Source organism: Streptomyces sp. NPDC060035 (assembly GCF_042736635.1).
Classification (GTDB): Bacteria; Actinomycetota; Actinomycetes; order Streptomycetales; family Streptomycetaceae; genus Streptomyces.
The window spans coordinates 143857-169384 of the sequence record NZ_JBHWVO010000010.1 but is presented as its reverse complement, the minus strand read 5'-3'; the positions used below and the strand labels follow the sequence as shown (position 1 = coordinate 169384).

The 25528-nt window shown below is 69.8% G+C and carries 23 protein-coding genes and 1 riboswitch; of the genes, 8 read left to right on the top strand and 15 right to left on the bottom strand.

The window, feature by feature from the left end; genetic code table 11:
* Positions 1-65 precede the first annotated feature (65 nt).
* From ACFWBQ_RS18340 to thrC, 6 genes are all read right to left on the bottom strand, one after another.
* A complete protein-coding gene (locus ACFWBQ_RS18340) occupies positions 66-2081 on the bottom strand; it encodes a glycosyl hydrolase family 28-related protein (RefSeq protein ID WP_385489638.1) in 2016 nt (671 codons plus the stop codon).
* A gap of 159 nt (positions 2082-2240) precedes the next feature.
* Positions 2241-2750 carry a DinB family protein gene (locus tag ACFWBQ_RS18335; RefSeq protein ID WP_385489635.1) on the bottom strand — a complete coding sequence of 170 codons (510 nt, stop codon included), beginning with the start codon at positions 2748-2750 and terminating at the stop codon, positions 2241-2243.
* 346 nt (positions 2751-3096) lie between these two features.
* Entirely contained in the window at positions 3097-4719 is a 1623-nt protein-coding gene (gene groL, locus ACFWBQ_RS18330) for a chaperonin GroEL (protein WP_385489632.1), read from the bottom strand.
* 311 nt (positions 4720-5030) lie between these two features.
* On the bottom strand, positions 5031-5237 hold the full coding sequence (locus ACFWBQ_RS18325; RefSeq protein WP_003967346.1) for a cold-shock protein: 207 nt from the start codon (positions 5235-5237) through the stop codon (positions 5031-5033).
* A gap of 424 nt (positions 5238-5661) precedes the next feature.
* Positions 5662-5937: a MoaD/ThiS family protein gene (locus ACFWBQ_RS18320; protein ID WP_385489630.1), complete on the bottom strand. Its 276-nt coding sequence runs from the start codon at positions 5935-5937 to the stop codon at positions 5662-5664.
* A gap of 27 nt (positions 5938-5964) precedes the next feature.
* Positions 5965-7260, bottom strand: coding sequence for a threonine synthase (thrC, locus tag ACFWBQ_RS18315; protein WP_385489628.1), 1296 nt, complete (start codon positions 7258-7260; stop codon positions 5965-5967).
* A gap of 18 nt (positions 7261-7278) precedes the next feature.
* Positions 7279-7406: riboswitch (SAM riboswitch) on the bottom strand.
* Between the two features lie 153 nt (positions 7407-7559).
* Between thrC and ACFWBQ_RS18310 the strand changes: the two genes are divergently transcribed.
* Together ACFWBQ_RS18310 and ACFWBQ_RS18305 are read left to right on the top strand one after the other, a co-directional pair.
* Positions 7560-8510, top strand: a complete 951-nt coding sequence (locus ACFWBQ_RS18310) for a glucosyl-3-phosphoglycerate synthase (protein WP_385489624.1) — start codon at positions 7560-7562, stop codon at positions 8508-8510.
* 56 nt (positions 8511-8566) lie between these two features.
* Positions 8567-9943: a trehalose-6-phosphate synthase gene (locus ACFWBQ_RS18305; protein ID WP_385489621.1), complete on the top strand. Its 1377-nt coding sequence runs from the start codon at positions 8567-8569 to the stop codon at positions 9941-9943.
* Here ACFWBQ_RS18305 and otsB read toward each other — a convergent pair.
* The 3 genes from otsB to ACFWBQ_RS18290 all read right to left on the bottom strand — a co-directional run bounded on the left by otsB (position 9940) and on the right by ACFWBQ_RS18290 (position 12365).
* Entirely contained in the window at positions 9940-10800 is an 861-nt protein-coding gene (gene otsB, locus ACFWBQ_RS18300) for a trehalose-phosphatase (protein ID WP_385489618.1), read from the bottom strand. The genes ACFWBQ_RS18305 and otsB overlap by 4 nt on opposite strands.
* A 97-nt stretch (positions 10801-10897) precedes the next feature.
* Positions 10898-11137 carry a DUF3263 domain-containing protein gene (locus tag ACFWBQ_RS18295; protein ID WP_385489615.1) on the bottom strand — a complete coding sequence of 80 codons (240 nt, stop codon included), beginning with the start codon at positions 11135-11137 and terminating at the stop codon, positions 10898-10900.
* Positions 11138-11147: 10 nt separating this feature from the next.
* Positions 11148-12365 carry an ABC transporter substrate-binding protein gene (locus tag ACFWBQ_RS18290; RefSeq protein ID WP_385489904.1) on the bottom strand — a complete coding sequence of 406 codons (1218 nt, stop codon included), beginning with the start codon at positions 12363-12365 and terminating at the stop codon, positions 11148-11150.
* A 290-nt stretch (positions 12366-12655) separates the two neighbouring features.
* On the opposite strand from ACFWBQ_RS18290, the gene ACFWBQ_RS18285 reads away from it, so the two are divergent.
* The 3 genes from ACFWBQ_RS18285 to ACFWBQ_RS18275 all read left to right on the top strand — a co-directional run bounded on the left by ACFWBQ_RS18285 (position 12656) and on the right by ACFWBQ_RS18275 (position 15836).
* Complete coding sequence (locus ACFWBQ_RS18285) at positions 12656-13588, top strand: ROK family protein (RefSeq protein WP_385489613.1); 933 nt, start codon at positions 12656-12658, stop codon at positions 13586-13588.
* Positions 13588-14742, top strand: coding sequence for an N-acetylglucosamine-6-phosphate deacetylase (nagA, locus tag ACFWBQ_RS18280; RefSeq protein ID WP_385489610.1), 1155 nt, complete (start codon positions 13588-13590; stop codon positions 14740-14742). Before ACFWBQ_RS18285 ends, nagA begins: the two co-directional genes overlap by 1 nt.
* Positions 14743-14903: 161 nt before the next feature.
* On the top strand, positions 14904-15836 hold the full coding sequence (locus tag ACFWBQ_RS18275; RefSeq protein ID WP_385489606.1) for a 1-phosphofructokinase family hexose kinase: 933 nt from the start codon (positions 14904-14906) through the stop codon (positions 15834-15836).
* Between the two features lie 72 nt (positions 15837-15908).
* Here ACFWBQ_RS18275 and ACFWBQ_RS18270 read toward each other — a convergent pair whose 3' ends face one another.
* Positions 15909-16919 carry a carbohydrate-binding protein gene (locus ACFWBQ_RS18270; protein WP_385489603.1) on the bottom strand — a complete coding sequence of 337 codons (1011 nt, stop codon included), beginning with the start codon at positions 16917-16919 and terminating at the stop codon, positions 15909-15911.
* A 133-nt stretch (positions 16920-17052) separates the two neighbouring features.
* Positions 17053-18705: a diguanylate cyclase CdgB gene (gene cdgB / locus ACFWBQ_RS18265; RefSeq protein WP_385489601.1), complete on the bottom strand. Its 1653-nt coding sequence runs from the start codon at positions 18703-18705 to the stop codon at positions 17053-17055.
* Positions 18706-19089: 384 nt separating this feature from the next.
* Here cdgB and ACFWBQ_RS18260 point away from each other — a divergent pair, with 384 nt between their 5' ends.
* A complete protein-coding gene (locus ACFWBQ_RS18260) occupies positions 19090-19596 on the top strand; it encodes a flavin reductase family protein (RefSeq protein ID WP_385489598.1) in 507 nt (168 codons plus the stop codon).
* Between the two features lie 93 nt (positions 19597-19689).
* On the opposite strand, the gene arfB is transcribed toward ACFWBQ_RS18260, so the two are convergent.
* Positions 19690-20124, bottom strand: a complete 435-nt coding sequence (gene arfB / locus ACFWBQ_RS18255; protein ID WP_385489596.1) for an alternative ribosome rescue aminoacyl-tRNA hydrolase ArfB — start codon at positions 20122-20124, stop codon at positions 19690-19692.
* Between the two features lie 172 nt (positions 20125-20296).
* On the opposite strand from arfB, the gene ACFWBQ_RS18250 reads away from it, so the two are divergent.
* Together ACFWBQ_RS18250 and ACFWBQ_RS18245 are read left to right on the top strand one after the other, a co-directional pair.
* Positions 20297-20872 carry a TerD family protein gene (locus ACFWBQ_RS18250; protein WP_385489593.1) on the top strand — a complete coding sequence of 192 codons (576 nt, stop codon included), beginning with the start codon at positions 20297-20299 and terminating at the stop codon, positions 20870-20872.
* A gap of 230 nt (positions 20873-21102) precedes the next feature.
* On the top strand, positions 21103-22689 hold the full coding sequence (locus ACFWBQ_RS18245; protein WP_385489590.1) for a M4 family metallopeptidase: 1587 nt from the start codon (positions 21103-21105) through the stop codon (positions 22687-22689).
* Between the two features lie 25 nt (positions 22690-22714).
* Here the strand turns inward: ACFWBQ_RS18245 and ACFWBQ_RS18240 are convergent, their stop codons facing one another.
* The 3 genes from ACFWBQ_RS18240 to ACFWBQ_RS18230 all read right to left on the bottom strand — a co-directional run bounded on the left by ACFWBQ_RS18240 (position 22715) and on the right by ACFWBQ_RS18230 (position 25504).
* Positions 22715-24100 carry a M1 family metallopeptidase gene (locus ACFWBQ_RS18240; RefSeq protein WP_385489900.1) on the bottom strand — a complete coding sequence of 462 codons (1386 nt, stop codon included), beginning with the start codon at positions 24098-24100 and terminating at the stop codon, positions 22715-22717.
* Between the two features lie 193 nt (positions 24101-24293).
* Positions 24294-24908, bottom strand: coding sequence for an ankyrin repeat domain-containing protein (locus ACFWBQ_RS18235; protein WP_385489587.1), 615 nt, complete (start codon positions 24906-24908; stop codon positions 24294-24296).
* A gap of 38 nt (positions 24909-24946) precedes the next feature.
* The gene (locus ACFWBQ_RS18230; RefSeq protein ID WP_385489584.1) at positions 24947-25504 is read right to left on the bottom strand and encodes a heme-binding protein; all 558 of its coding nucleotides are present in this window, start codon (positions 25502-25504) and stop codon (positions 24947-24949) included.
* Between the last annotated feature and the right edge of the window lie 24 nt (positions 25505-25528).

Below are 25528 nucleotides of genomic sequence, written 5' to 3'. Positions count from 1 at the left end.
CCCGGCGCGGTGCGGGGGGTCGGAGTCTCGGCCTCCGGGCGCCCACCCACGGCGCTACCGAGCTGTCACCAGGGTCCCGGCGCGGGTGGTGCCACCACCGGCGGGCGGTCGTCGCAGGTGATCGTGTTCGGCAGGAGCCACGGCGCGAGCCAGTCGCCCGTCGTACCGCCGCCGTCATTGCCGCCGAGGTCGGTCAGGGTGAACTCGGAGCCGGCCGGGGTGAAGTGGAAGGACCCGCAGTTGTTGACGCCGACCGCGCCGACATTGCGGGCGTCCACGTTCTCGAAGGTCGCCGAGCCCGCCGCGCGTGCGCTGACCACCGACGTGCCCGTGCCGTCGACCTCGATGTCCTTGAAGTGGACGCCCCGGATCCTGTACCGGTCCTTCACCGGCCAGTCGGTGACCAGCATGATCGCGTTGTAGGTGTTGTCGAGGAAGTCGTTCCCCGTGACCCGGATGTCGGCGTCGATGTCCCGGTCCAGGGCGAAGAACCAGATGGCCCCGAGCCCGATGTTCCAGTTCAGTTCGTACGTACCGGAGCGGACCGTCGTGTTGTCGGTGAGGTCCAGCCGGCCCCTGAACGCCTCCGCGCCGAAGCGTGCGCCGACGTGCAGGGCACTGCCCTCGCGGACGGGGTCGGCGACGAGGTTGCCGGACACCGTGTTGTCCGTACCGCCGTAGATCGCGATGCCGTTGGCGAGCACCGGGCTCTGGACGGTGTTGCGGGCGAAGGTGTTGCCGGTGTTGGCGTTCTTCTCGGACCACATCGCGAGGCCGTCGTCGCCGGAGTTGCGTACGAAGGTGTGGGAGACCGTCGAACCCGTCACCCCGCCGTGGAAGTTGATGGCGTCCGCGATCTGGTCGACGATGACGTTGTTCGTGATCCTCAGATGCGACATCGGGCCGTCGAACCACATGCCGACCTTGGTGTGGCGGATGTGCAGCCCGTCGATGGTGGAGTCGCTCATCGCACCGCCGATGCCGTTCACCTGGTCGGTGTCGATGCGCTCGCGCACGTCCCCCTCGATGGCGAAGCCGGACAGATGGACGTTGCGGCTGCCGCCGTCGGCCGCGTCCTTGCCGTAGAAGCCGGCACCCGTGTGGACCGAGCCGTCGGCCGCCGGGGGGTCGAGGGCGATCTCGCTGCCCTTGAACTTCGTGTACCAGCTGCCCGCACCCCTGATCGTCACGTCGTCGACGATGATGTGGCGGTTGACCTGGTACGTGCCCGGCGGGATGTACACCGGGAGGTTCTTGCGCTTGGCGTGGGCGATCGCCCTGTCGACGGCACCCGCGGAATCCCGCCGCCCGGACGGGTCGGCCCCGAAGGCCAGCACGTTCGCCGCCCGGAGCTCGACGTGCGGGAGGCCCACGAGCTCGGAGTCGAGCACGTCGATGACGGTCCATGCGGCGCGGCTGCCGGCCGGGACCGTCAGGCGGACGGTGTCGCCCGCGCGGTACTTCCTGCCCAGCAGCAGGCGCTGCTCGTCGTAGAAGTGGTTCGGGCGGAACGGCTTGGTGATCGTGGGGGCGGGTGTCGTCCCGCTGGGGACGCAGGCGCATTCGGTGATCCACCAGCCGGGCTGGAGCAGCCCGGCCTCGGGGTCGTTGGTGAACGGGTACTGGTTGTACAGCCAGGCGTACTGCGAGGTCAGCGTCATCGTGGAGCGCTTCTTGCCGTTGACGGCGACATCGAGGGGTGCGGTGATGCCGCCCCCGCCCGGGGCGTCCGGAATGCTGTAGCGCACGGTGATCGCGTCGGCCGCGCGCGGCAGCGTGAACTCGACGTGCCCGCCCGGCGTCAGCCTGACCGCCCTACGGCCCGAGGCCTCGGCGGGCAGCGTGTACGCGGTGCGGTCGGGGCCGATGACCGTGCCGTTCGTCGCGGCGTTCTCCGCCTCCTGCTCGACGAAGGGGACCTCGGCACCGCGGCCGGCGACCAGCGCCGGATCGAGGGCCGCCCGCGTCACCGCGGGCGCGGGGGTCCGTTTCCCCTCCGCACCCGTGGCCGGGGCGCCGCACAGGGCGCCGAGTCCGACAACGGCGGCGGTCAACGCGGCGACCGTGATGTTCCGTGACATCGCATGCCCGTTTCTCTCGGAAGGTGGGGCGACAGTAGGGCTCGACACAGCGCCACCACAAGCCTTTTGCGAGAACCTTCCAGGGCAATGATGAATGCATGCACAGTCACGTCATCTTTTTGCGTTCCCTGTTCGCGTGCAAAGCAGCCGGTCCGGAGCTCAGGCCCCCACGGCCCCGTCGACGCCCTCCCGCAGGAAGTCCGCGTGCCCGTTGTGACGGCCGTACTCCAGGAGCACGTGCACCATCACCATCCGCAGCGAGACCTCCTCCTCCCAGCGCGGCTGCAAGCCCAGCAGGTCCAGGGACTCGGCCTCCCGCTCGATGCGGCGTGAGTTCTCCACCTCGGCCTCCCAGGCGCCGAACGCCTCTTCCCTGGTCGAGGCGCTCGCGTCGTACGCGGCCTGGAAGTCGATCCGGTCGGACCACACCATGGGCGCCTCGTTGTCATCGAACACACGGCGGAACCAGGCTCGTTCCACCTCTGCCATGTGCCGCACCAGTCCGAGCAGCGAGAGCGTGGACGGAGGCATCGACCGCTGCCGGAGCTCCTCGTCGTCCAGCCCCTCGCACTTCATGGCCAGGGTGGCACGGTGGTAGTCGAGGAAGGCCCGCAGCGTCTCACGCTCGCCGCCTGAACTGGGCGGCCCGGTCCGGGAGTCAGTGGTCACCGGTGTGCGCTCCTTCTGGATGGGTGCAAGGGGCCACCAGTATCCGGTACCGCCACGATCAGGTGCGATCAAAAGGTGCGGGGACCGAGTCGGTGGGGGTGCGGGCGGACCGCGCCGGTGGGGGTGCGGGCGGGCCGCGCCGAGCGGGGCGCCCGCCGTTCCACGGCGATGCGGACGGTCCCGCGGACGGACCCGGCCAAGGCCGTGGCGCGGCCGTTGCCGCCCGGGGTGGAGCCCCATGCGTTCCCGTCCCCCACCGCTCACCGCAAAACGACGCCGGCCCCCGGGACGAATCCCGGGGGCCGGCGTCGTACAGGTACTGCGTGGAGCTGCTGATCCCGAGGGATCAGAAGTCCATGTCACCGCCCGGCATGCCGCCCGGAGCAGCCGCAGAGGCCTTCTCCGGCTTGTCGGCGATGACGGCCTCGGTGGTGAGGAAGAGCGCGGCGATGGACGCGGCGTTCTGCAGAGCGGAGCGCGTGACCTTCGCCGGGTCGATGATGCCCTCGGCGATCATGTCGACGTACTCACCGGTCGCGGCGTTGAGGCCGTGACCGATCGGCAGGTTGCGCACCTTCTCGACGATGACGCCACCCTCGAGACCACCGTTGATGGCGATCTGCTTGAGCGGGGCCTCCAGCGCGAGCTTGACGGCGTTGGCTCCGGTGGCCTCGTCGCCCGTCAGGTCGAGCTTCTCGAAGACGGCCGTGGCCTGCAGCAGCGCGACGCCACCACCGGCGACGATGCCCTCCTCGACAGCGGCCTTGGCGTTGCGCACCGCGTCCTCGATGCGGTGCTTGCGCTCCTTGAGCTCCACCTCGGTGGCGGCGCCGGCCTTGATGACGGCCACGCCGCCGGCCAGCTTCGCGAGGCGCTCCTGGAGCTTCTCGCGGTCGTAGTCCGAGTCGGAGTTCTCGATCTCGGCACGGATCTGCTTGACGCGGCCCTGTACCTGGTCGCTGTCACCCGCTCCGTCGACGATCGTGGTCTCGTCCTTGGTGATGACGACCTTGCGGGCGCTGCCGAGCAGGTCGACGCCGGCGCTCTCGAGCTTGAGACCGACCTCCTCGGAGATGACGGTGCCACCGGTGAGGATGGCGATGTCGCCGAGCATGGCCTTGCGGCGGTCACCGAAGCCCGGAGCCTTGACGGCGACGGACTTGAAGGTGCCACGGATCTTGTTGACGACCAGGGTCGACAGAGCCTCGCCCTCGACATCCTCCGCGATGATCAGCAGCGGCTTACCCGACTGCATGACCTTCTCGAGCAGCGGAAGGAGGTCCTTCACGTTGCTGATCTTGGAGTTGACGATCAGGATGTACGGGTCGTCGAACGACGTCTCCATACGCTCCATGTCGGTCGCGAAGTACGCCGAGATGTAGCCCTTGTCGAAGCGCATACCCTCGGTGAGCTCGAGCTCCAGACCGAAGGTCTGGGACTCCTCGACGGTGATGACGCCTTCCTTGCCGACCTTGTCCATCGCCTCGGCGATCTTGGCGCCGATCTCGGTGTCGGCAGCGGAGATGGAGGCCGTCGAAGCGATCTGCTCCTTGGTCTCCACATCCTTCGCCTGCTCCAGCAGAGCGGCGGAGACGGCCTCGACGGCCTTCTCGATGCCACGCTTGAGAGCCATCGGGTTGGCACCCGCGGCGACGTTGCGCAGGCCCTCGCGGACGAGCGCCTGGGCGAGAACGGTTGCGGTGGTCGTACCGTCGCCGGCGACGTCGTCCGTCTTCTTGGCGACCTCCTTGACCAGCTCCGCACCGATCTTCTCGTACGGGTCCTCGAGCTCGATCTCCTTGGCGATGGAAACACCATCGTTGGTGATCGTGGGCGCGCCCCACTTCTTCTCGAGGACGACGTTTCGGCCCTTGGGGCCGAGGGTGACCTTGACGGCGTCGGCGAGCTGGTTCATCCCGCGCTCGAGACCGCGCCGTGCCTCCTCGTCGAACGCGATGATCTTGGCCATGTGAAGTGGTCCTCCCGGACAGGGGTGGATTTCTCCGGACCGAGAGGCGCCCGCGACGGACGGCCAGCGTGCTCAGCGGTTCCTTGCCCCACTGAGCCTGCGGGCCTCACCGGCCCGGTCCAAGTTCTGTCACTCTCACCTGGAGAGTGCTAACGCCAATGATTAGCACTCGACCCCTGCGAGTGCAAGCGTCCCCCTCCAAATGTGGACACCCACGAGGGGCCGCGCCGGACGCACGGAGGGCCCGTACCCCCTTTCGGAGGTACGGGCCCTGCGTGTGTGAGTAGTGTCGTTGGCCGACCGCGCCGAGCTCAGCCGACGGCGAGCTTGACCATGTCCGCCTGCGGCCCCTTCTGGCCCTGCGAGATTTCGAATTCAACTCGCTGACCCTCTTCGAGGGTGCGGTATCCGTCCATCTGGATCGCGCTGTAGTGGACGAAAACATCCGCACCACCGTCGACCGCGATGAAGCCGTACCCCTTCTCCGCGTTGAACCACTTGACGGTGCCCTGAGCCATGCCTAACTCCCCTATTACTGGCCCTTGCACAGGACCGCACTTCGCGGGCCCGGGTCAGAACTCACCCTCCGACAGGAGAGGGTGGCGTGCGCCGGAACGCGTCGACCGCGGCCGAATGTATCTGCCCAACTGCCCTCTGCAACAGGTCAATCGGACGAGAATTCTGGGCATGGCTGAACGCCCGGATAGGCAGAACTCGTGAGATTCCAGGGCAAGTCGGGCCTGACAAAGGCCACTTATGGCGCAATGGGTTCACGTACTTTGGCTGCTTCTTATCGCGACCGGGCGCATTCTCATATGCGGGCGGCACAGGCAGCGGAGGGGACTTCCCCAACTGTACCGCGCTCAACCATGCAGAATTGCCCCCTCCGCTTCTCTTGCGGAGGGGGCAATGGTGTTCACGCTGCGAAGTCGAACAGGACGGTCAGCCTCCGGCGACGGCCGGGATGATCGAGATGCCGGCGCCCTCCGGGGTGGCCGTCTGCAGGCCGCCCTCGAAGCGCACGTCGTCGTCGTTGACGTACACGTTCACGAAGCGGCGCAGCTTGCCCTGGTCGTCCAGGACGCGGGCGGCGATGCCCGGGTGGTTCTTCTCAAGGGACTCGATGACCTCGGAGAGGATCGTGCCCTCGGCCGGGACCTCGGCCTGACCGCCCGTGTAGGTGCGGAGGATGGTGGGGATACGGACCTTGACGCTCATGGGGTGCCTTCCTTCGGTCTCGGGTGGTCAGCTGGCCGCGAGGCCCGCGTCGCGGAACGCGTCCAGGCTGGGCCGGATCGTGGCCGACAGGCCGGTCGTCGGGGCGACGGCGTCCAGCGTCTTCAGGCCGTCACCGGTGTTCAGGATGACCGTGGTCAGCGACGGGTCGAGCAGACCGGCGTCGATCAGCTTCTTCGTCACGCCGACCGTGACACCGCCCGCGGTCTCGGCGAAGATGCCCTCGGTGCGGGCCAGCAGCTTGATCGCGTCGACGACCTGCTCGTCGTTGACGTCCTCGACGGCACCGCCGGTGCGCCGGGCGATGTCCAGGACGTACGGGCCGTCGGCCGGGTTGCCGATCGCCAGGGACTTGGCGATCGTGTTCGGCTTCTGCGGCCGCACGACGTCGTGTCCGGCCTTGAAGGCGGTGGAGACCGGGGAGCAGCCCTCCGCCTGGGCACCGAAGATCTTGTAGGGCCTGTCCTCGACCAGGCCGAGCTTGATCAGCTCCTGCAGACCCTTGTCGATCTTCGTGAGCTGCGATCCGGACGCGATCGGGATGACGATCTGGTCGGGCAGCTGCCAGCCGAGCTGCTCGCAGATCTCGTACGCCAGCGTCTTGGAGCCCTCGCCGTAGTACGGCCGGAGGTTGACGTTGACGAAGCCCCAGCCCTCGCCGAGCGGGTCGCCGATGAGCTCCGAGCAGAAGCGGTTGACGTCGTCGTAATTGCCCTCGATGCCGACCAGTTCGCCGCCGTACACCGCGGCCATGACGATCTTGCCCTGCTCCAGGTCGTGCGGGATGAACACGCACGAGCGGAAGCCGGCGCGGGCCGCCGCTGCGCCCACCGCACCGGCGAGGTTGCCGGTGGAGGAGCAGGAGAGTGTGGTGAAACCGAAGGCGCGGGCGGCCTCGACGGCGATGGCGACGACACGGTCCTTGAAGGAGTGCGTCGGGTTGCCGGAGTCGTCCTTGACGTACAGGCCGCCGGTGACGCCCAGCTCACGGGCGAGGTTGTCGGCCTTGACCAGCTTCGTGAAGCCGGGGTTGATGTTGGGCTTGTCCGCGACATCGGCGGGGACCGGCAGCAGCGGCGCATAGCGCCAGATGTTGTCGGGACCGTCGGCAATGCGCTTCTTCAGCTCTTCGGGGGAGCCGCTCGGCAGGTCGTACGCCACTTCGAGCGGCCCGAAACAGGACGCACAGGCGAAAATGGGACCGAGCTCGAAACGCTCGCCGCATTCGCGGCAGGAAAGCGCTGCGGCGGAACCCAGGTCCACGGCAGAAGATTCGGTGTTCGCTGCAACTGTCTGAACAGACACGATGGCGGAGGCCCTTTCTCCTCATCTTCCTTGCGACGTATTTCGCCACAAGACGGAATTGGCACCTTCCCCACCGTGACCTCGCGGTCGGCAGGAGGGTTGCCGGGACTTCAACGGGCCGTTCCCTCAGTCCCTCTGGATGAGCGCTATGGCACCGGACCATCGATCCGGGCATTTATTCGCGGACCGACCCCGACATGCGAGGGCCATCCGCGTTGTTCAAGACTGTAACCGAAGCCCCGGACGATTGAGATAGTCGTCCGAACCGCGAGATGGATCACATACAGGGAGTATCGACCGTGCTGGAAGAGGTGGAACGCTGGCTGACCAGGCGTTCCTGGTCGGCTGCCGACCGCCCGCTGGAACGCCTCACGGCCGCGCGAGCGAGGGATCCGCACCGCGCCGGAGTGAGCGTCGTCCTGCCCGCCCTGAACGAGGAGGCGACGGTCGGCGAGATCGTCGAGGAGATCCGGCGCGAGCTGATGGAGAAGGTCCAGCTCGTCGACGAACTGGTGGTGATCGACTCCGGTTCCACCGACGCCACCGCCGCGGTGGCGCGTCGGGCGGGTGCCAGGGTGGTGCACCGGGACGCGATACTCCCCCGGATACCGGCCGTACCCGGCAAGGGCGAGGTGCTGTGGCGGTCACTGCTGGTGACCAGCGGTGAGATCGTCTGTTTCATCGACGCCGACCTCAAGGACTTCTCGGCGGACTTCGTCTCCGGGATCGTCGGCCCGCTGCTGACCGACCCCGAGGTGCAGTTCGTCAAGGCCATGTACGACCGCCCGCTCGGAGAAGCCGCAGGCCAGGGCGGCCGGGTCACCGAACTGGTGGCGCGCCCTCTGCTCAATCTGCACTGGCCGCAGCTGGCCGGCTTCGTCCAGCCGCTGGGCGGCGAGTACGCCGTACGCCGCTCCCTGCTCGAACGGCTCCCCTTCCCCGTCGGTTACGGAGTGGAGCTGGGCCTGCTCGTCGACGCACTGCACACGGTGGGCCTGGACGCGCTGGCGCAGGTGGACGTCGGCGTACGCAAGCACCGCCACCAGGACGGCCAGGCACTCGGCCGGATGGCGGCGGCGATCTACCGCACGGCCCAGCTGAGGCTCTCCCGGGGGCATCTGGTGCGGCCCGTTCTCACCCAGTTCGAACGGGGCGAGAACGGCTTCGTACCGCACACCCACGCGGTGGACACCGAGGAGCGGCCGCCGATGCGCGAGATCGCGGAGTACGCGTCCCGCCACGCGGCGTGACGTTTCGCGGTGGGCTTCGCGTTTGGCGGCTCACCGAACGGGCTAGGTTCGGGTACATGGTCTCCGAGCACACTGCCAAGGTCCTCGTCGCGTCCAATCGCGGCCCCGCGTCCTACGCGCTGCGCGAGGACGGCACGCTCGATGCGAAGCGGGGCGGGGGCGGCCTCGTCTCCGGCCTGAGCGCCGTCGAGGACAAGCTGTGGGTGTGCGCGGCCCTGGGTGACGGCGACCGCGAGGCGGTCCGGCGGGGTGTGGCAGAGCCCGGCGTCCGCATGCTCGACATCGACGCCGGGGTCCACGACGACGCGTACAACGGCATCGCGAACTCGGTGCTCTGGTTCGTGCACCACATGATCTACCAGACGCCGCTGGAGCCGGTCTTCGACGCCGGATTCCGGCGGCAGTGGGCGTCCTTCGAGGCGTACAACCGTGCCTTCGCCGAGGCCCTCGCCGAGGAGGCGGGCGTGGGTGCGGCGGTCCTGGTTCAGGACTACCACCTGTCGCTGGTGCCCGGCATGCTCCGCGAGCTCCGCCCCGACCTGCGGATCGGCCACTTCTCGCACACTCCGTGGGCCCCCGTCGACTACTTCCGGTTGCTGCCCGACGACATCGGCGAGCAGCTGCTGCGCGGCATCCTGGGCGCCGACCGGGCCGCGTTCCTGACCCGCCGCTGGGCGGACGCGTTCATCGGCTGCTGCACGGAGATCCTGGGCGGCACCGGCCACACCCGGATCGGGGTGCACGGGCTGGGCGCCGACGCGGACTTCCTGCGCCGCCGCTCCCACGAGGCCGACGTGGACGAGCGGATGGAGACACTGCGGGAGCAGGTGGGCCCCGGCAGGCGGACGATCGTGCGGGTGGACCGCACCGAGCTCTCCAAGAACATCGTCCGCGGGCTGCACGCCTACCGGGCGCTGCTGGAGGAACACCCCGAATGGCGTGAACGCGTGGTGCACGTGGCGTTCGCCTACCCCTCGCGGCAGGACCTCACCGTGTACCGCGACTACACCGCCGAGGTGCAGCGGGTCGCCGACAGCATCAACGCGGAGTACGCCACGGAGGGCTGGACCCCGGTCATCCTCCACGTCGACGACGACTTCGCCCGCTCGCTCGCGGCGTACCGGCTGGCGGACGTGGCCCTGGTCAACCCGATCCGCGACGGCATGAACCTGGTCGCCAAGGAAGTCCCGGTCGTCTCCGACACCGGCTGCGCGCTGGTGCTGTCGCGGGAGGCGGGGGCGTACGAGGAGCTCGGCGAGGACGCGATCGTCGTCAACCCGTACGACGTGTCGGCCACGGCGGCGGCGCTGCACGAGGCGCTGACGATGGAGGACGGCGAGCGGGGCGCGCGCACGAAGCGGCTGGCTGCTGCGGCGACCGCGCTGCCGCCGCAGCAGTGGTTCCTGGACCAGCTGGACGCGCTGCGCGGTTAGGGCTTTCGGAGCTGCCGGGCCAGGGCTGCCAGCAGGCCCACCACGGCTGCCGGGCCCGGCAGCAACAGGTCGGCACGCTCGGCGAGTTCGGGAACCTCGGTGCCGCTGCAGACCAGGAGGCCCGGGGTGCCGTCCGGACCCTCGGCGCGGAGCTTCTCCACTGCGGCGTACGCGGCGAGGTCGCCCAGATCGTCCCCGGCGTACAGCACGGACTCGGCCTCCGTCTTCCGTAGGTACTCCGCGAGTGCCACACCTTTGTCCATGCCCGGCGGGCGCAACTCCAGGACGAGGCGGCCCGGTTCGACGATCAGCCCGTGACGGGCGGCGAGATGCCCGAGAGGTTCGCGCAGGGATTCGAACGACGCCTGCGGGTCGTCGGCCCGCCTGGTGTGTACGGCGAGGGCCTGCCCCTTCTCCTCGATCCAGGTGCCGTGCCAGGCACCCACCTCGTGCAGGACGCCCGGGAGTTCGGCGCGGACGGCGGCGACGCCGGGGTGCGGTGTGGGGGCGTGCACGGTGCCGGTGACGGCGTCCCAGCGTTCGGCGCCGTAGTGCCCGAGGACGACGAGGTGATCGAGGCCGGGCACCCCGGCGAAGCCGCCGTACCGGACCGCGACGCCCGCGGGGCGGCCGGTGATCACGGCGACGGAGGCGACCTGCGGTGCGAGCGCGGCGAGCGCGGGTACGGCGCCGGGATGGGCGCGGGACTGCTCCGGGTCGGGGACGATGTCGGCGAGGGTGCCGTCGAAATCGAGCGCGATCACGGCGCGGTCGGGGCGGGCGAGGAGTGCGGCGAGGCCTTCACGGCCGGCCTGGGTGGACGGGGTCGGCAGGGGGTGGTCCGGGTTGCTGCCCATGCTTCGAGCGTATCGGTGACGGGGCGATCGTGGTGCGCCACGATCGAGCCGGGCCGGCGATCGAGGACATCCGTGCGGCGGAGCTGCCGGCGCCGGGTCAGCGCCGCCCGCGTCTCGCGTCCCGCACCCTGCGCAGCCGGTTCACCGTCACCGGGTCCGCCGCCAGCGCCCGGCGGTCGTCGATCAGGGCGTTGAGGAGCTGGTAGTAGCGCACCGGCGAGATGCCGAGCTGCTCCCGGATCGCCCGTTCCTTCGCGCCGGGTCCGGCCCAGGAGCGCCGCTCCAGGGACAGCACCGCACGCTCCTGGTCGGAGAGCGGGTCGTCGTCGGCGGTCATATCAACCAACCTACTCCGCGGCCTCCGCCTGACGTGCCGCGGTCGAGATCTCCCCGAGGACGCTCTCCGGGTTGCCGTTCGGCTCGACGGCCGAACCGATCTTCCCCTTGATCGCCTCGCTGGCCTGCGCCCAGGACGTCTTGCCGAACGGGTACAGCTGGGAGTTCGGCAGCGCCTCCAGGAACTCGTGCAGCGCCTTGTACTTCGCGTCCGTCTCCATCGCCCCGGACGCACTGCCGGTCACGGGCAGCAGGTCGTACTCGTCGGCGAAGGCCAGCACGTTGTCGTCGTTGTACGCGAAGTCGAGGAACTTGCCTATCTCTTCGCGGTGGCCGTTCTCCTTGAAGCCCATCATCCAGTCGGCCACGCCCATCGAGCCCTTGGAGGGTCCGTCGATCCCGGGCAGCGGGACCATGCCGACGTCGATGCCCTTCTTCTCGGCCTCCTGCATCAGCGTCGGGTGGCCGTTGAGCATTCCGACCTCGCCCTTCGTGAATGCGTCGAAAGCCGTCGCCCGGTCGAGCTTGCCGGGGGCGACGGGGCCGGTGAGGCCCTTGCCGACGAGGTTGTCCTTCAGCCACCGGAAGGTGGCGACGTTCTGCTGGGAGTCGATGCTGTACGAACCGATGTCGTCCGTGTAGCCGCCGCCGCCGCTGAGCAGCCACATCATGGTCTCGGCCTGGGACTCCTCGGGGCCGAGCGGGAGGGCGAAGGGGTAGGTCACATCGCGCTGCTCGAGCGCGTCCGCGTCGCTCTGGATGTCGTCCCAGGTCTGCGGGGCATCGATGCCCGCCTTCGCGAACAGGCCCTTGTTGTAGAAGAGCAGCCGGGTGCTGGCCACGAACGGCAGACCGTACAGCTGTCCGTCGACCTTGCCCGCGTCGCTGAGCGAGGGAAGGAAGTTGGACTCGGTGCGGATGGCGAGCATCTCGTCGGCGGCGTACAGCTTGCCCGCACTGGCGTAGTCGGCGTACGCGCCGATCTGCGCGATGTCGGGGGCCTTGCCCGCCTTCACCATGTCGGCGACCTGGCGGTCGACGTCCTTCCACGAGTAGACGTCGACGTCCACCTTGATGCCGGGGTTGGCCTTTTCGAACTTCCCGGCGACGTCGCCCCAGTACTTCTCGGAGCTGTTCTCCGCCCCGGTGCCGTAGTCGGCCGCGACGAACTTCAGGGTGACCTCCCCCGAGCCGCTCTCCGTGCCGCAGCCCGACAACGTCGCCGTCATGCCGAATGCGGCCGCCGCCGCGGTCAGACCCACCAAGCGCCGCTGCACAGACCTGCCCCTCCCTCTGGGTTCGCACCGATGTCGGATCCGGCGATGAGCCGCGATCCTGCCCCACGTCCACCGCAGAGGTCTACACCACCGCAGTATCGATTCGGCAATCTATCCGACCCGTCGGGACCGGTTACAAGCGGGACGGGCCGGGCACACCGCACGGTCATTTTGTATGCATGGTCAACAAACCGCGATAGTGGACTAGACCTTTTAGGGGTCGCCGGGCGAAACTGTCTCCCGTGAGACACGTCATCGCCCTCGATGTGGGCGGCACAGGAATGAAGGCCGCACTGGTCGGGGCCGACGGCACCCTGCTCCACGAGGCGCGCCGGGCCACCGGCCGCGAGCGCGGGCCCGATGCGGTGGTCGAGACCATTCTCGGATTCGCGACGGATCTGCGCGCGCACGGCGAGGAGCACTTCGGTGCGCCCGCCGTCGCCGCCGGGATCGCCGTGCCCGGGATCGTCGACGCGGAGCGCGGGATCGCGGTCTACGCCGCCAACCTGGGCTGGCGGGACGTGCCGCTGCGGAGACTGCTCGGTGAGCGGCTCGGCGGCCTGCCCGTCGCGCTCGGTCACGACGTCAGGACCGGCGGCCTCGCCGAGGGCCGGATCGGCGCGGGCAGGGGCGCGGACCGCTTCCTGTTCGTGCCGCTGGGCACCGGCATCGCCGGGGCCATCGGCATCGCGGGCACCATCGAGGCGGGTGCTCATGGTTACGCGGGCGAGATCGGCCACATCGTGGTCCGGCCGGACGGCCCGGACTGCAACTGCGGCCAGCGTGGCTGTCTGGAGACCCTGGCCTCCGCGTCCGCGGTGACCCGGGCCTGGGCCGCCGCGTCCGGGGACCCGGACGCCGATGCCGCGGACTGCGCGAAAGCGGTGGAATCGGGAGATCCAGCCGCACAGCGCGTATGGCAGGACGCCGTCGACGCACTCGCCGCCGGGCTGGTCACCGCGCTCACCCTGCTGGACCCCCGCACGCTCATCATCGGTGGCGGCCTGGCCGAGGCAGGGGAAACCTTGTTCACACCACTGCGTGCGGCTGTCGAGGAACGCGTCACGTTCCAGAAGCTGCCTCACATCGTCCCGGCGGCCCTCGGGGACACCGCCGGATGCCTGGGCGCAGGGCTGCTCGCCTGGGATCTTCTCTCCACGGAGGTATCCGCCTGATGGCCGGACGCGCAGACAGCACAGTTCTCGCAGGTGCCCGGGTGGTGCTTCCCACCGGGACGGTCGAGGACGGCCGGGTGATCGTCGAGGGCACCCGGATCGCCGGCAGCACGCCGGAGGGCGCCCGGACCGTCGACCTTTCGGGCCACTGGGTGGTCCCCGGTTTCGTGGACATGCACAACCACGGCGGCGGCGGCGCGTCCTTCGCCACCGGCACCGCCGAGGACGCCCTGACCGGAGCGCGCACCCACCGCGAACACGGCACCACGACCGTCGTCGCCTCCACGGTCACGGGCGACATGGACTTCCTGGCCCGGCAGGCCGGCATGCTCTCCGAGCTGGTGGAGCAGGGCGAGCTCGCCGGAATCCACTTCGAGGGGCCCTTCATCGCACCGTGCCGCAAGGGCGCCCACAGCGAGGAACTGCTCCGCCACCCCGACCCGGCCGAGGTCCGCAAGCTGCTCGACGCGGCACGCGGCACGGCGAAGATGGTCACCCTCGCCACCGAACTGCCGGGCGGCATCGAGTCCGTACGGCTGCTCGCCGAGCACGGGGTCATCGCCGCCATCGGGCACACGGACGCGACATACGAGCAGACCGTCGAGGCGATCGAGGCGGGCGCCACCGTCGCCACGCACCTCTTCAACGCGATGCCGCCGCTCGGCCACCGCACACCGGGTCCGATCGCCGCCCTCCTGGAGGACGAGCGGATCACCGTCGAGCTGATCAACGACGGTACGCATCTGCACCCCGCCACCCTGGAGCTCGCCTACCACCGCGCGGGCGCCGACCGGGTCGCCCTGATCACGGACGCCATGGACGCGGCCGGGGCCGGCGACGGCCGCTACGTGCTCGGCCCGCTGGCCGTCGAGGTCAAGGACGGCGTCGCACGCCTGGTGGAGGGCGGCTCGATCGCAGGCTCCACACTGACCCTGGACGCGGCGTTCCGCAGGGCCGTCACGATCGACCGGATCCCCGTCGACGACGTCGTGCGGTCCATCTCCGCCAACCCGGCACGGCTGCTCGGCCTGTACGACACGGTCGGCTCGCTCGACCCGGGCAAGGACGCCGACCTCGTGGTCCTGGACGCGGACTTCGCACTCAAGGGCGTCATGCGCCGGGGCGAGTGGATCGTCGAGCCTCCACTCGGATGAGGGCGTCCTCCTGTTGACGCCCTGTTGAACACGTAACGAAGAGACGGCGGTTGGCCCGGAGGTCTGGGACCGCCGCCGGCTCTTTGACATGATCGCCGGGACGGCGCCGCGGAGGAGACGGCGCGCAGGACGAACGACCAAGGAACCGGGGGCCGGTACAGGTGATACTGACCGTCACGCTGAACACGGCACTCGACCTCACGTCCACCGTCCCCGCCCTCGTCCCGCACACCAGCCACCGCATCGGCGAGATGTCCGAACGCCCCGGCGGCAAGGGCCTCAACGTGGCCCGGGTGCTCTCCGCGCTGGGCCACGACACGGTGGTCACGGGCTTCGCCGGAGGCGCCACCGGAGCCGTCCTGCGCGACCTGCTCGGAGCCCTCCCCCACGGCCCCACCGACGCGCTCGTCACCATCGCCGGGAACACCCGCCGCACCCTCGCCCTGGCCGACCTCTCCACCGGCGACACCACCCAGCTCAACGAGCCCGGACCGCACATAAGCGCCGACGAGTGGGCCGCCTTCCTGCGGACGTACGGGAAGCTGCTCCCCGGAGCGCAGGCGGTCGCCCTCTGCGGCAGCCTGCCGCCCGGGATACACGTCGGCGCGTACGCCGAACTGGTCCGCCTCGCCCGCGGCGCCGGCGTTCCCGTCCTCCTGGACACCAGCGGTGAACCACTGCGCCGCGGCATCGCGGCCCGGCCCGACCTCGTCAAGCCGAACGCCGACGAACTCGCCCGGCTCACCGGCGCCCGCGAACCCCTGCGCGCGACGCGTGACGCCCGCCGCCGCGGCGCGCACAGCGTTGTCGCGTCGCTGGGTGCGGACGGCCTGCTCGCCGTCACCCCCGAGGGCGTCTGGCAGGCCGCCCCGCCGTCCGCCGTACGGGGCAACCCGACGGGTGCGGGCGACTCCGCCGTGGCCGGACTGCTGTCCGGACTCGCGGACGGACTGAGCTGGCCCGACCGGCTGGCGAGGGCGGTCGCCCTGTCGACGGCGACCGTACTGGCCCCGGCAGCCGGTGAGTTCGACCGCGCGGCGTACGAGGACCTGTTGCCCCGCGTCGCGGTCGAGCAGCACGCACCCGCCGCCTGAACGGCACAGAAAACACCGCGTCCCGGCTCGCGAGGCGATGACCGGGACGATGGTGGTTCTGCTGAACGGGGCCTACTTGACGTGACCCGACTTCAGCGACAGCTGGTCGAGATTGGCATCGCACTGGTCGCCCTCGCGGCACGACAGCATGAGTGTGTTCGACCCCTTCTTGAGCTGCACATACGCGTACGTCGTCGTCCAGCCCTTCTCGAGGTCGCCGTCCGCGGCGTTCGCGAAGTTCTTCATGTTGATGGAGCGGGGCTCCTCGCTGTTGACCGTGAGCGAGGTCTTGGCGTCCTTGCCCGGCACCCCGTACGTCACGAAGAGCGTGTACGGGCCGCTCTCGGGTACATCGACCGTCCAGGTGGCCGACCGGCCGACCTCGTTGAGGCTGATGTACTGGCCGTTCGCACCCTTGGCGCCCTTGACCGTGTTGTCCAGGGCGGCCGTGCCGCCGAGCGACAGCGTCGCCGCATCCTGCTTGGGCAGCTCGACGGGCTCCTTCGAGGGCTTCGCGGAGTCCTCGGTCTTCGGGGACTCCTCGACCTCACCGGCCGGGCCTGCCGACGTGCCGGCCTCGTTCTTCTTGTCGGAGTCGTCGCCCGTCATCAGGGCGGCGCCGATGCCGATGAGCACGACCGCGACCACGGCGACCGCCGCGATCAGCAGCGCCTTGGTGTTGGGGCCGCCCCGGCCCGGACCCGCACCCCGGCCACCGGGGACCTGCGAGGGGCCCCCGCCACCGGGATAGGTCTCGGGTGCCGCGTACTGCGCGTTCGGCTGCCCGTACTGCCCGTTCTGCTGTCCGTACTGCCCGTTCTGCTGCGGCGGCTGCTGCCCGTACTGCTGCGGGGCCTGCTGTCCGTACGCCTGCTGCTGCGGAACCTGCCCGTACTGGCGCTCTCCGACGGTCCGCACCTGGTTGTACGAGGTTCTGGGCACGCCGGGCTGTGCGGCCGGTCCGGGGTAGCCGTAACCACCCTGTCCGGGCGGCTGGGCTCCTGCCGCCTGCCCGTCCGCGTACAGATAGCCGAACGGATCGTCGTCCTCGGGCTTGCTCGCGCCGTTGTTCCCGGCCGTCATCCCTGGGTCACTCCTCACCATGTCGCCAGCCGTCGCCGACCGGCCGAGCCTACCCCGAACGGAGCACGCGCCGAATTGCCCTCGCCCGACCGTGAAACCGGGGCGGGGTAAGGGGACTACCGGGGCGTGAACGTCAGCCGGCTCGACGGTGAACCTTCGATCGGGACCGCTTTTCCACATACATCCGCTGGTCGGCGGAGCGCAGGACCTCTTCCACGGTCATGCCGCACTCGGCCCAGCCGATACCGAAACTCGCCCCGACCCTGACTGCCCGGCCGTCCACCCGGATGGGCGGAATGATGGCGTTACGCAAGCGTACGGCCAGATCTGCGGCATCTGCAGCCCCCAGACCGTCCGCGAGGACGACGAATTCGTCACCCCCGAGCCGAGCGACGGTGTCCCCGTCCCGTACGCAGGTGGTGAGCCGCCGTGCCACCTCGATGAGAACCGCGTCACCTGTGTGATGTCCGAAACGGTCATTGATGGACTTGAAGCCGTCGAGGTCGCAGAAGAGCACCGCGAGGCCCTTCGCCCCGTCCTCGCGCCCCATGTCGGGCGCCACCGTGTGCACGTGGTGGTCGTACGGGCCGCCGGCCACCACATCGCCCTCGTAACCGTCGGGGCGGTAGCTGTGCGTACGGGAGGTCTCGACGTCCCCGTACGCCGCGTCCAGTGCCTCGATCGCGGTGGACACGACCGAGTGGGGCCTCTCACAGATCCGGGCGCTCAGACGGGAGCGCAGCTCGGCACTGTTGGGCAGACCCGTGAGCGCGTCGTGCGAGGCGCGGTGCGCGAGATTCAGTTCGTTGCGCTTGCGCTCCTCGATGTCCTCGACATGCGTGAGCAGGAAGCGCGGGCCGTCGGCGGTGTCGGCGACGACCGAGTTGCGCAGCGAGACCCAGAGGTACGTGCCGTCCCTGCGCCCGAGCCGCAGTTCCGCGCGCCCGCCCTCCGCGGAGGTCCGCAGAAGGGTGCCGATGTCCTCGGGGTGGACGAGGTCGGCGAAGGAATAGCGGCGCAGCAGGGAGGCGGGGCGGCCCAGGAGACGGCAGAGCGCGTCGTTGGTGCGCAGCAGCCTGCCGTGCTGGTCACCGCCCATCTCGGCGATGGCCATGCCGCTCGGGGCGTACTCGAAGGCCTGCCGGAAGGATTCCTCACTGGCCCGCAGTGCCTGCTGTTCCCGTTCGAGCCTGACCAGGGCGCGCTGCATATTTGCTCGCAGCCGGGCGTTGCTGATCGCAATGGCTGCCTGGGATGCGTACATCTGCAGGGCTTCACGGCCCCAGGCGCCGGGCCGGCGGCCGTTGCGGGGCCGGTCGACGGAGAGGACGCCGAGGAGGTCCAGCCCGCCGCCGGAGGCGTACATGGGGGCGTAGAGACGGTCCAGGGGATGCCACTCGTCCTCGAAGCGCGGCTCGGGGCCCTCGGTGTGCCACTGCGGCACGTCGTCGTCGAGGAGGACCCAGCCCTCGGTGTGCGGTATGAACCGGAGCCTGTCCCAGGCCTCGCCCATGGACAGCCTGCGCTCCCAGGAGTCCCGGGAGCCGACACGGCCGGTGATCAGCGCTTCTGCGGCGTCGTTGCCGGCGAAGGCGGCGACGACGAGATCGCCGTCGGGCCGGACGAGGTTCACACAGCCCAGTTCGTAACCGAGACCGGTGACGATGCCGTCGGCCACGGTCTGCAGCGTGTCCGCCAGACTCCGCGCCGTATTGAGATCAGCGACGGCCTGGTGCAGCTGCCGCATGGTCGCAAGGCGGACGTACGGCTCCGACTCGGCCTCCATTGCTCGCACTCCCCGAGACCTCGACAGCAACTCCAGGTTTCATATCGACGTACTTGTTGCAGTGTCACGGCCACTGAATCACAGTGAGCTGTGCACCCGGTACACAGGGTCAACAAATATTGCGCTCTGTGACTCAAGTCACAACAGAATGATAAGAAGACCACGAGGGCACCTCTGGGGGGCTGCCGCCCCTTCCTGAACGCAAATCCGCAGCACTTCCGGCGGCGCCCCGGGCCGGGGGCCGAACCGACGGGTCCGGAGTCCTAGGACCCGGCTGGTCCCCCGGACCGATGCGACCGCGCACCGTCCGGCACTAGCGTGCCGGATGTGCTGCAGACAACTCCCCCCGGCCCACGCTCCGAAGCCGTCCCCCATGCTGAGGGGGTGAGCAACGACGAATTCCGCGCCGCCCTGGCCCGACTGGCCGCCGGTGTGGTGCTGATCACCGCCCAGGAACCGCCGCTCGACGAGCACGGCCGCGGCGAGGACGTGGGGATGACGGCGACCGCTTTCGTCTCGGTCTCCCTGGATCCCCCGCTGGTGATGGTGAGCCTGCGCAACGACTCACGGATGGACGACCTGCTGGCCGAGCAGCCGCTGTGGGCGGTGTCGGTGCTCTCGGAGAGCCAGCGGCACATCGCTGGACGGTTCGCCATGAAGGGCCGGATCAGCGACCGGCTGCTGTTCGCGGACATCCCCTCCGTACGCGGAGAGGTGACGGGTGCGCCGCTGGTCGACGGAGCGCTCGCCACCCTGGAGTGCCGTACGGAACAGCGGGTCCTGGCGGGTGACCACACGCTGGTGATCGGGCGGGTACTGACCGCCGGACTGCCGAGCGCGGACGGCGAACCGCTCGCGTACTTCAAGGGCCGCTACCGCCAACTGGGCTGACCGGCACGGACGCGACGGCGGCCTGCGCGACGGGTGCGCGGCTGTCACTGCCCTCGCAAGGCATCCGGGGCCCTCGCAACGGATCCGCAGCCGTCACCAGTCGCGGCCGGAGCGGCCCCGCTTCGTGTCGCCGCGCTGCTTCTTCTCGCGCAGCCGGCGCTCGTTGATGCCCCGCGGAATCTTCTTCTTGAGGCGCGGCTTCGGCGGCGGGGCCGTGGCCTCCGCCAGGAGGGCGGCGAGCCGCACGGCGGCCGTCTCGCGGTTGCGCCACTGGGAGCGGTGCTCCGAGGCGCGTACCGCCACGACACCCCCCACGAGCCTGCCCGCCAGCCGATCCAGCGCCCGCGCCTTCCAGACCTCCGGCAGCACCTCGGTGGCCGCCAGGTCGAACCGGAGCTCCACCTGGGAGTCGCTGGTGTTGACGTGCTGCCCGCCGGGCCCCGAGGACCGCGAGAAACGCCACATGAGCTCGGCCTCCGGCAGGGAGACCGAGCCGCGGATGACATAGGGCCCGGACATGACACCCATGTTCCCTGGCCCACAGCCTGTTCGTCACCTTCTTTTGCGGGCGTTCGGCCAGAAGTTCGGCAAAGAAAGTAAAGCGAGCAGGAACCTCGTGGTCTATTGCCTGCGTTATGACGTGTGACGGTAGCTTTCGTGATGGCACGAAGCCCGCACATGACGAGGAAAGGGACTTCCCATGGCAGTAAGCCTGTCCAAGGGCGGCAACGTCTCGCTCACCAAGGAGGCACCGGGCCTGACCGCCGTCACGGTCGGCCTCGGCTGGGACGTCCGCACCACCACCGGCACCGACTTCGACCTCGACGCCTCGGCGATCGCGGTCAACACGGCCGGCAAGGTGTTCTCCGACGGCCACTTCGTCTTCTTCAACAACAAGGCGACGCCGGACCAGACCATCGTTCACACCGGTGACAACGTCACGGGCCAGGGCGAGGGCGACGACGAGCAGATCAACGTCAACCTGGCCGGCCTCCCGGCGGACATCGACAAGATCGTCTTCCCGGTCTCCATCTACGACGCCGAGACCCGCACCCAGAACTTCGGCCAGGTGCGCAACGCGTTCATCCGCATCATCAACCAGGCCGGCGGCACCGAGCTCGCCCGCTACGACCTGAGCGAGGACGCCGCCACCGAGACCGCCATGGTCTTCGGCGAGCTCTACCGCAACGGCGCGGAGTGGAAGTTCCGCGCGGTCGGCCAGGGCTACGCCTCGGGCCTGCGTGGCATCGCCCAGGACTTCGGCGTCAACCTCTGACGTAACAGTTCGCTCCGGGAGCCCCCGGCCGACTCTGTCGGCCGGGGGCTCCCGTGCGTCATGACGCAACGAGCACCTGCCGCCCGCCGCATAGCGGACACGATCCCGCCCCAGTCGGACAAGAACTGGTCAAAAACTTGTGAGGCATTTGTCGGCACACGGTCAAAGTCGTTCATTCGATGGCACGCTCTCCGCTCGTAACCCCCACAGGAACGAGCAACGGAGAAGGCATGACCCCCCACATGAACACCCGTCGCACCGCTGCCCTGGCCGCAGTTGCCGCGATGGTCGTCGTCGGCGTACAGACCGGTTCGGCCACGGCCAACCCCAACACCCCCGACGACACCGCCTCTTCCACCCGCACCGCGCCCGCCACCGCACTCGGCGTGAACACCGCCTCGCAGCGCAGCTCGGCCATCCGCGCCGCACAGACCGACGCCACCGCGGCCGCCGGGTCCCTCGACCTCGGCAGCCAGGAGAAGCTGATCGCCCGTGACGTGATCAAGGACGCCCATGGCACCGTGCACACCCGCTACGAGCGCACCTACGCAGGGCTCCCGGTCCTCGGCGGCGACCTCGTCACCCACACCGCGTCCGACGGCAGCCTCAAGGGCGTGGACAAGGCCACCGAGTCCCGCATAGCCGTGCCGTCGACACAGCCCGGGCTGAAGTCGGCGGCACATGCGCGCAAGGTCGTCTGGGCGGGAACAGGCAAGCCCGTGCTCGCCTTCGAGACCGTCACGTCAGGTGTGAAGAAGGACGGCACACCCAGCAAGCTGCACACCATCACGGACGCCGCCACCGGCAAGAAGCTGCACAGCTTCGAGGGCGTCGAGACCGGCACCGGCAACAGCCAGTACAGCGGGCAGGTCACCCTGACGACCACACCCGGCGGCTCGGGCTTCGACCTCACCGACGGCGACCGCGGCGGCCACAAGACGTACGACCTCAACCAGGGCCAGACCGGCACCGGCGACCTCGTCACCGACGCCGACGACACCTGGGGCGACGGCACCGGCAACGACCGCCAGACCGCCGCTGTCGACGCCCACTACGGCGCCGCGAAGACCTGGGACTTCTACAAGTCCGAGCTCGGCCGCGACGGCATAGCCGGCGACGGCAAGGCCGCGTACTCCCGGGTCCACTTCGGCAACGCCTACGTCAACGCCTTCTGGGACGACAGCTGCTTCTGCATGACGTACGGCGACGGGGCCGACAACAAGAGCGCGCTCACCGCGATCGACGTCGCCGGCCACGAGATGAGCCACGGGCTCACCGCCGCCACCGCCAACCTCGACTACTCCGGCGAGTCCGGTGGACTCAACGAGGCGACCAGCGACATCTTCGGCACCTCCGTCGAGTTCTTCGCGGACAACAGCACCGACGCCGGGGACTACCTCATCGGCGAGAAGATCGACATCAACGGCGACGGCACCCCCCTGCGCTACATGGACAAGCCCAGCAAGGACGGCGGTTCGGCGGACTACTGGGACTCCGGCGTCGGCGACCTGGACGTCCACTACTCCTCCGGCGTCGCCAACCACTTCTTCTACCTGCTGGCCGAGGGCAGCGGCGCGAAGACCATCAACGGTGTCGACTACGACTCGTCGACCGCCGACGGCTCCACCGTCACCGGCATCGGCCGCCAGAAGGCCTACCAGATCTGGTACAAGGCCCTCTCCGTCTACATGACGTCGACCACCGACTACGCGGGCGCCCGCACCGCGACGCAGAAGGCGGCGACCGACCTGTTCGGGGCGGACAGCGCCGAACTCGCGGCCGTCGACTCCGCCTGGAGCGGAGTCAACGTGAAGTAACCCGGACCGACGGCACGGGAGCCGGTCAGCCCCGGGCGGGCCGGCTCCTGCCGTTGAGCCAGGTGTCCCACAGCGTGGTCAGATCCAGGCCGGACTCCTCCTCCGCGTACGCGGTGAAGTCCTCCGTCGACGCGTTGCCGTGCCGGTGTGCCGTCAGCCAGCCCCTGACAAGAGCGAAGAAGGCCTCGTCGTCGCCCATCCTCTGCCGGATCCGGTGGACGACCATCGCTCCGCGCCCGTACACCGGCGGCCGGGACAGATCCGCGGCGCCCGGCGGATCCCCCGGCGGAAAGGCCCAGTTCGCGTCGTCCTCGTACGCCGTATCGAAGCTGTCCCGGACGGGTACGCCCTCGTGCTCCTCGTTCCAGAGCCACTCCGCGTACGTCGCGAAGCCCTCGTTGAGCCACATGTCCCGCCAGCTCTCCGGTGTGACGGAATTGCCGAACCACTGGTGGGCCAGCTCATGGACGAGCAGCCCGATGTCGGGCGGGCCGGGGAAGAACGGACGGTTCTGGGTCTCCAGCGCATACCCGGCGTCCCCGCTCCGCCCGACGATCGCCCCGGCCGAGGCGAACGGGTACGGACCGAACGTCTCCTGCGCCCACTGAAGAACCTCCGGGATCCGGGCGAGGACGGCGGCGCTCTCACCGGCCGTCGCCGGGTCCACGGCGGTGATCACCGGCATACCGCCCCCGGAGACCGACGTCTTCACCGTGAAGCGGCCGACCGCGACGGTCGCGAGATAACTCGCCATGGGTTCACGGGTGCGCCAGTGGAACGCGGTACGCCCTGTGTCCGTACGCCGGGACGCCAGTTCGCCGTTGGAGACAGCGCTCTGCCCCTCGGGCACGGTGATCCTGATGTCGTACGAGGCCTTGTCGCTCGGGTGGTGGTTCCCGGGGAACCACGCCATGGAACCGGTCGGCTCACCGAGCGCGACCGCCCCACGCCCGGTCAGCAGCCAGCCCTCCTTCGACCCGTCGGCATCGGTGAAGGTCCGCGGGGTGCCGGAGTAGCGGACGACCGTACGGAAGGTCCTGCCCCGGCGCAGACGGTCCTCGACATCACTGTCCGGACGCAGCGTCAGTTCACTGCCCGCCCGGTTCACGGCCGCGGGCCTGCCCTCGACGGTCACCGGCCCGACGTCGAGCCCCGCCAGGTCCAGGTTGAACGCGCTGAGGTCCTGGGTCGCACGGGCGGTGATCACCGCCTTGCCGCGCAGCAGACCCGACCCCGCGTCGACGGCCAGGGTCAGGTCGTAGTGCGTGACGTCGTAGCCGCCGTTGCCGAGCCTGGGGAAGTACGGATCGCGCAGACCGGCCGCGCCCGGTGTGCCCCGCACCCCGCCCGTGTCGGCGATGCAGCCGGTGGCGAGGGTCAGGAGGGCGAGCAGCAGGACGGCGGGCGCCATGCTCCGTACCGGGGGTCGCTGATCCACACCGGTAATCCTATGGGTGGAATGTCGGGTTGATTTCCGGGAACGGCTCAGGGGGCGGCTCAGAGAACGGCGGTACCCAGGGAGCGTTCGCCGGCACCGATGCTGCAACGGCTCTCTGGCACCCTCTGCGGCCAGGTCGACGACAGTCGCACCGCCCGGCGGACGCTCACCGGGTGTCCCCGGGGCCGTGCGCGCCCCGGAGCAGCGCCACCATCTCCGTAAACCCGCGACGCTCCGCGTGCTCCAGTGCCGTGACCCCCTCGCCGTCCGGCAGCCGCGGCGTCGCGCCCGCCGCGAGCAGCACCTCGACGATCTCCTGGTGCGCCCGTCCGCCGTCGCCGAGGATGACGGCCTCCAGCAGGGCCGTCCAGCCCAGACGGTTGACGTGGTCGACGTCGACGTCCGTGACGCGGAGAACCTCCCGTACGTAGGCGACATGGCCGCGCTCGCTCGCCGGGATCAGCGAGATGCCGCCGAACCGGTTGCGGAGCGTCGGATCGGGGCCCGCCGGCAGCAGAACATGCAGCATCGCGACACTGCCGGTGACACCGGTGACCAGCCAGGGGCTGTCCTCGCGGTTGTCCTGCGCGTCGGGAGAGGCGCCCGCCTCGACCAGCAGCCGCGCCACCTCGACATGGTCGCCGAGTGCCGCCAGGAGCAGCGGGGTGCGCAGCTCCTCGTCACGGGCTTCGACGCGGGCTCCGCCCTCGAGCGCGGCCCGTACTCCTTCGGTGTCGCCGGTACGGGCGGTGTCGAGCAGCCGGCGGTCGGGGGCGTTCATGTGCTTCTCCCTTTCGACGTACGGGTACGAGGGGGCGGCTACTTCGCCAGGGCCCCGACGCCTGCCGCGGCGAACTTCTCGTCGAGGTCACCGTTGGGGGCCCCAGCCACTCCGATGCCCGCCACCGGGGCGCCCTTGACCTGTACGGGTGCGCCGCCCGCCAGGAACAGTGTGCCGGGGATGTCCTTCAGATTCGGGGCCTGCTCCAGGCGCCCGGCCAGCTCGGACGTGGGGGCGTTCCAGGAGACGGCGGTGTACGCCTTCTTCACGGCGGACTCGGGGGACTGCGGGCCCGCGCCGTCGCCGCGCAGCGTCACGAGGGTGTTGCCGTTGCGGTCGACCACGGCGACCGAGACACGCTGGTTCTCCTTCTTCGCGGCGTCGAGGGTGGCCTGCGCGGCCTTCGTCGCGGCGGCCACGGTCAGGTGGGTGGACTGCTGGAGGTTCCGGTCGGCGGCGTCGGCCTCGACCGCGGCGGCGGGCGCGGCAGCCGGGGCGGACGCGTTCGCGGACATCGCACCGAAGGTTGCGGCGCTCAGGGCGGCGGCGGCAACGGCACCGGTCAGGACGCGGGTGCGCAGAGACATCTTCTTCATCGGGGGCTCCTCGGTGATTCGGCT

Excerpts from the sequence above, each read along its gene's own strand:
- ACFWBQ_RS18340 (WP_385489638.1), bottom strand. The coding sequence starts at position 2,081 with ATGTCACGGAACATCACGGTCGCCGCGTTGACCGCCGCCGTTGTCGGA.
- groL (WP_385489632.1), bottom strand. The coding sequence starts at position 4,719 with ATGGCCAAGATCATCGCGTTCGACGAGGAGGCACGGCGCGGTCTCGAG.
- ACFWBQ_RS18325 (WP_003967346.1), bottom strand. The coding sequence starts at position 5,237 with ATGGCTCAGGGCACCGTCAAGTGGTTCAACGCGGAGAAGGGGTACGGC.
- ACFWBQ_RS18320 (WP_385489630.1), bottom strand. The coding sequence starts at position 5,937 with ATGAGCGTCAAGGTCCGTATCCCCACCATCCTCCGCACCTACACGGGC.
- ACFWBQ_RS18305 (WP_385489621.1), top strand. The coding sequence starts at position 8,567 with ATGGTCTCCGAGCACACTGCCAAGGTCCTCGTCGCGTCCAATCGCGGC.
- otsB (WP_385489618.1), bottom strand. The coding sequence starts at position 10,800 with ATGGGCAGCAACCCGGACCACCCCCTGCCGACCCCGTCCACCCAGGCC.
- ACFWBQ_RS18295 (WP_385489615.1), bottom strand. The coding sequence starts at position 11,137 with ATGACCGCCGACGACGACCCGCTCTCCGACCAGGAGCGTGCGGTGCTG.
- ACFWBQ_RS18290 (WP_385489904.1), bottom strand. The coding sequence starts at position 12,365 with ATGACGGCGACGTTGTCGGGCTGCGGCACGGAGAGCGGCTCGGGGGAG.
- nagA (WP_385489610.1), top strand. The coding sequence starts at position 13,588 with ATGGCCGGACGCGCAGACAGCACAGTTCTCGCAGGTGCCCGGGTGGTG.
- ACFWBQ_RS18270 (WP_385489603.1), bottom strand. The coding sequence starts at position 16,919 with ATGACGGCCGGGAACAACGGCGCGAGCAAGCCCGAGGACGACGATCCG.
- cdgB (WP_385489601.1), bottom strand. The coding sequence starts at position 18,705 with ATGGAGGCCGAGTCGGAGCCGTACGTCCGCCTTGCGACCATGCGGCAG.
- arfB (WP_385489596.1), bottom strand. The coding sequence starts at position 20,124 with ATGGGTGTCATGTCCGGGCCCTATGTCATCCGCGGCTCGGTCTCCCTG.
- ACFWBQ_RS18250 (WP_385489593.1), top strand. The coding sequence starts at position 20,297 with ATGGCAGTAAGCCTGTCCAAGGGCGGCAACGTCTCGCTCACCAAGGAG.
- ACFWBQ_RS18245 (WP_385489590.1), top strand. The coding sequence starts at position 21,103 with ATGACCCCCCACATGAACACCCGTCGCACCGCTGCCCTGGCCGCAGTT.
- ACFWBQ_RS18240 (WP_385489900.1), bottom strand. The coding sequence starts at position 24,100 with ATGGCGCCCGCCGTCCTGCTGCTCGCCCTCCTGACCCTCGCCACCGGC.
- ACFWBQ_RS18235 (WP_385489587.1), bottom strand. The coding sequence starts at position 24,908 with ATGAACGCCCCCGACCGCCGGCTGCTCGACACCGCCCGTACCGGCGAC.
- ACFWBQ_RS18230 (WP_385489584.1), bottom strand. The coding sequence starts at position 25,504 with ATGAAGAAGATGTCTCTGCGCACCCGCGTCCTGACCGGTGCCGTTGCC.